This is a genomic window from Humidesulfovibrio sp. (assembly GCF_035560995.1).
In the GTDB taxonomy this organism is placed as follows: Bacteria; Desulfobacterota; Desulfovibrionia; order Desulfovibrionales; family Desulfovibrionaceae; genus Humidesulfovibrio.
This window is the reverse complement of record NZ_DATMYK010000181.1, coordinates 1-3721: the sequence shown is the minus strand read 5'-3', so window position 1 is coordinate 3721 and position 3721 is coordinate 1. Positions and strand designations below refer to the sequence as shown.

Sequence of the window (3721 nt, the reverse complement as noted above, 5' to 3'; positions counted from 1 at the left end):
GTGGCCGCGGCCCAGGAGGAACGCTTCACCCGCAAGAAGCACGACCCGGACTTCCCGCACCACGCCGCGCGCTACTGCCTGGCCGAGGCCGGGCTCTCCCCGGCCGACCTCGACTTGGTGGACTTCCATGGCCGCAACTTGCTTGTTGATGACATCTGGATTTCCCATGGCGAGTCACTTTCATCAGTTGTTTCTGCTCATTGTGGAGCCTGATGATCGGCGGTTTCGGAAACCACACGCCCGGTGAACGCCGCCTCACACAGTACCGCTCCATCTGGGACATCGTGCACCCTGGACGGGCCTGGGTCTTGAAGTTCAAGCCGAGGACGGAAACGCAGGAACAGCTTCTCGCCGACATCGTGAACCACCTGAAAACTGTACTTTTGCCGCAGGTGCCCTCGTCAGTGGCGTCGTACAAACAGGTAGTACAAGGTCAAAACCCTGAGTTGGTAATATCGGCATGTTGCGATGAGGCCGGGTCGTCCATGCTGACCATCCTCATCTCCACCAAAGAATCAGGCACTTGGAATAACGCATTCCAGGTGCCTTTTTCTTTTGCCGCTTTTGCGGATCATCCTCCGCACCACCGTCTGCACTTCAGCGGCCCGCCGCACCGGAGCAAGGGCGGGGCTGGGCCGGAGATGCACGGTTCCGCAAGGCAAGCAACAATCGCTTGCCAGGAGAGTTTTGCCTGGGCTACTTATATATAAGCTCCGGCAAAGGCCTGGGCTGAAGCTGCACAAGCGAGAACACTATGATCCTGCGTTTGTTCAACGGTTCCGCAAAAAAGAAGCTCCTTCTTCTGTTTCTGCTGGCCGGACTGCCCGCTTTTGCCATCATCCTGCTGGTGGGCATGCAGAACCGGGCCAAGGCCATTGCCGAGGCGGAGCAGGAACTGCGGACCCTGGTTCAGCAAACGGTCAAGAGCCAGGAGCGCACCACCACGGCGACGCGGCTCATGCTGCAGAACCTCTCCAAGGTGCCCGATGTGCGCAACCTGGACGTGGTTGTAAGCACGCGGATCTTCCTCAATGTGCTCAGGATCAACCAGGTGCGCTATGGCGCGCTGCACCTTGTGGACCTCAAGGGCGACATCATCGCCTCGAACAACCCGCAGGCCAGGGCGAATTTTTCCCAGGCCAAGCACTTTCAGGAGGCGCTGCAAACCAGGGCCTTCACCGCCGGCGAGTGCACCACCGGCCAGACCCTCAAGGTGCCCGTGTTCCCCTTCGCCTGCCCGGTGTTCGGCGAGCAGGGCGAACTCAAGGCCATCCTGCTGACCAGCATCATCCTGGAAGGCTTCAACAACGTCTTCGACCAGCTGCATTTCCCGGAAAACACCCTCGTGGAGGTGTGCGACCGCAACGGCCTGCGCCTGTACGGCTTTCCCAAGGACGACGCGGCCGCCTTCGCCCAGCCCATCCCTCTGGCCAGCCTCAAGATAGCCCAGGCCAGGGCCGGGGGCTTCTCGGTCTTCACGGACGCCGAGGGCACGAAGCGCATCCTGGCCTCGCAGCCGGTGAGCCTGGCGCCAGGAGCGCCGCCCTATGCCTATGTGTCCGTCAGTATTCCGCAGGCTGCGGTCTACGCCAGGGCGCAGGCGGTTTTGAACCAGCATGTGGGCCTGCTGCTGCTGACCTTAGGCCTTACCTTGGCCTGTGGGTGGTTTTTGGGCGGGCGGACCATCTGGCGTACCCTGGACGAACTGACGTCGGCCTCCCAGCGTCTGGGCTCGGGCGACTTGAGCGTGCGCGTGCGTCCGGAGTCGGACATCGCCGAGGTGGGGCAGCTGGCAAAGACCTTCAACGCCATGGCTGAGGCCCTGGCCCACGACATGGCCGTACGGGAAAGGACCGAGACCGAGCTGCGCGTGGCCAAGGCGCAGGCCGAGGCCGCCAGCAAGGCCAAGAGCGAATTTTTGGCCAACATGAGCCACGAGATACGCACCCCGCTGAACGGCGTGCTCGGCATGCTGCAGCTCATCCGGACAAGTCCGGTCTCCACGGAGGTGGAGCAGTTCTCGGAAATGGGCATCCGCGCCGGGCAAAGGCTGACAAGCCTGCTGGGCGACATTCTCGACCTTTCGCGCATCGAGGCAGGGCGCATGCCCATCCTGCGCCAGCCCTTCGCCCTGGCCGATGTGCTGGGCGCCCTGGCCGAGACCTTTTCGCCCCTGCACTTCAGCAAGCGTCTGGCCTTCTCCATCAATGCCGCCGCCGAGCTGCCCCTGTACTTCATGGGCGATGAGGTGCGCGTGCGGCAGATCCTGTTCAACCTTGTGGGCAACGCCGTGAAATTTACCGAAAAGGGGCGGGTGACGCTTGATGTCAGCACGCTTCTGCCCTGCCCGGACGGCAGGAAACGGCTGCTGTTCATCATCAGCGATACCGGCCAGGGCATCCCGGATGAGCAGGTGGGCCAGATCTGCGCACCGTTCATCCAGGTGGCCGGCAGCTACACCCGTTCGCAGCAGGGGGCCGGGCTCGGCTTGGCCATCGTGCAGCACCTGGCCAGCGCCATGGATGGCACCGTGACCTTTGAGAGCGAGGCCGGACAGGGCACCAACGTATACCTGATGCTGCCCCTGGCCCTGGCGGAGGAACCGCCCGCCGTTCTGGGGCGGCAGGCGGAGCGCAGCGGGGAGGCCGCGGAGCCGCTGCGCATCCTGCTGGTGGAGGACGAGGAGATCAACCGCATGAGCGCCCGGCTGACCCTGGAGCGCATGGGGCACCTGGTGGCTACGGCCAGCGATGGAGCGGAGGCCCTGGCCATGCTCAAGGCCCAGGATTACGACTGCGTGCTCATGGACGTGCAGATGGACGTGATGGATGGGGTGGAGGCCACGCGCAGGCTCAGAAGCGGCGAGGCCGGAGTCCTGAACCCTCGGGTGCCGGTCATCGCCATGACCGCCTACGCCATGCAGGGCGACAGGGAGAAATTTCTCGCAGCGGGCATGGACGACTACCTGTCCAAGCCGGTCAAGGTGGCGGAATTGAAACAGGCGATTTTGCGGGTGCTGCGCCGCGAAAGGGCGGAGGAGCACGGCGCGTAAGGGCGCAAAGCCCAGGATGATCCGCCGTCTGACTTGTGCGTGGGCCGCCAAACGAAGCAGCGCCCCGGCGAGATGTCTCGCCGGGGCGCTGCTTCGTTTGGCGGGGGCAGGGCGCTAGCGCTCGGCTTCCAGTTCTTCGGCGCAGGCCATGCACAGGCCGACGCCCGGCAGGGCCTTGAGTCTGGCCGGGGGAATGGGTTCCTCGCACTCGGCGCAGCAGGCCACGCCGTCAATGATGAGCGGCGGGGGGCCGGGCTTGGGCGCGGCATCGGCCAGGGCGCTGGCGCGGCGGTGGGTCTCGTAGTCCTGGGCGTCGTCTGCGGCATCGCTCATGTGGCTTCCCTCCCGGGGGCTCTGCGGTGTCGTGGGGCGGTGTAGGGCTGCGGGCCGTTTTGTTGCTGCGGGCGCTAGGCCTCGGCGCTCAGCTCCTTTGAACGGGCTTCGGCGGTTTCCCAGCGGGCAAAGGCCGCTTCCAGCTCGGCCTCCAGGCTGGAAAGCTCGTTGCGCGCCTCCACCAGGGCCTTGGGGGCCTTCTTGTACAGCTCCGGGTTGGCCAGGCGCTCCGTGGCCTTGGCGATGTCCTGTTCCAGCACCTCTATGCGCGCCGGGAACTCCGCAAGTTCCATGCGCAGGGTGTCCAGCTCGCGCTGCTCCTTGAAGGACAGCTTG

At 64.6% G+C, this 3721-nt stretch carries 4 protein-coding genes and 1 pseudogene; 3 read left to right on the top strand and 2 right to left on the bottom strand.

What is annotated here, in order from left to right; genetic code table 11:
• From VN419_RS06995 to VN419_RS06985, 3 genes are all read left to right on the top strand, one after another.
• The coding region (locus VN419_RS06995) for a carbamoyltransferase N-terminal domain-containing protein (protein ID WP_325645875.1) at nucleotides 1-213 on the top strand (213 nt) is incomplete at its 5' end.
• Nucleotides 213-710 (top strand): Eco29kI family restriction endonuclease, encoded by a 498-nt coding sequence (locus VN419_RS06990; RefSeq protein WP_325645873.1) that lies wholly within the window; start codon nucleotides 213-215, stop codon nucleotides 708-710. The genes VN419_RS06995 and VN419_RS06990, both read left to right, overlap by 1 nt.
• A 44-nt stretch (nucleotides 711-754) precedes the next feature.
• Nucleotides 755-3052, top strand: coding sequence for a hybrid sensor histidine kinase/response regulator (locus VN419_RS06985; protein WP_325645871.1), 2298 nt, complete (start codon nucleotides 755-757; stop codon nucleotides 3050-3052).
• Nucleotides 3053-3166: 114 nt separating this feature from the next.
• On the opposite strand, the gene VN419_RS06980 is transcribed toward VN419_RS06985, so the two are convergent.
• Together VN419_RS06980 and VN419_RS06975 are read right to left on the bottom strand one after the other, a co-directional pair.
• Nucleotides 3167-3385: a TraR/DksA C4-type zinc finger protein gene (locus VN419_RS06980; protein ID WP_325645869.1), complete on the bottom strand. Its 219-nt coding sequence runs from the start codon at nucleotides 3383-3385 to the stop codon at nucleotides 3167-3169.
• A 74-nt stretch (nucleotides 3386-3459) separates the two neighbouring features.
• Nucleotides 3460-3721 (bottom strand): annotated as a pseudogene (locus VN419_RS06975) (ABC transporter ATP-binding protein); the annotation flags it as partial.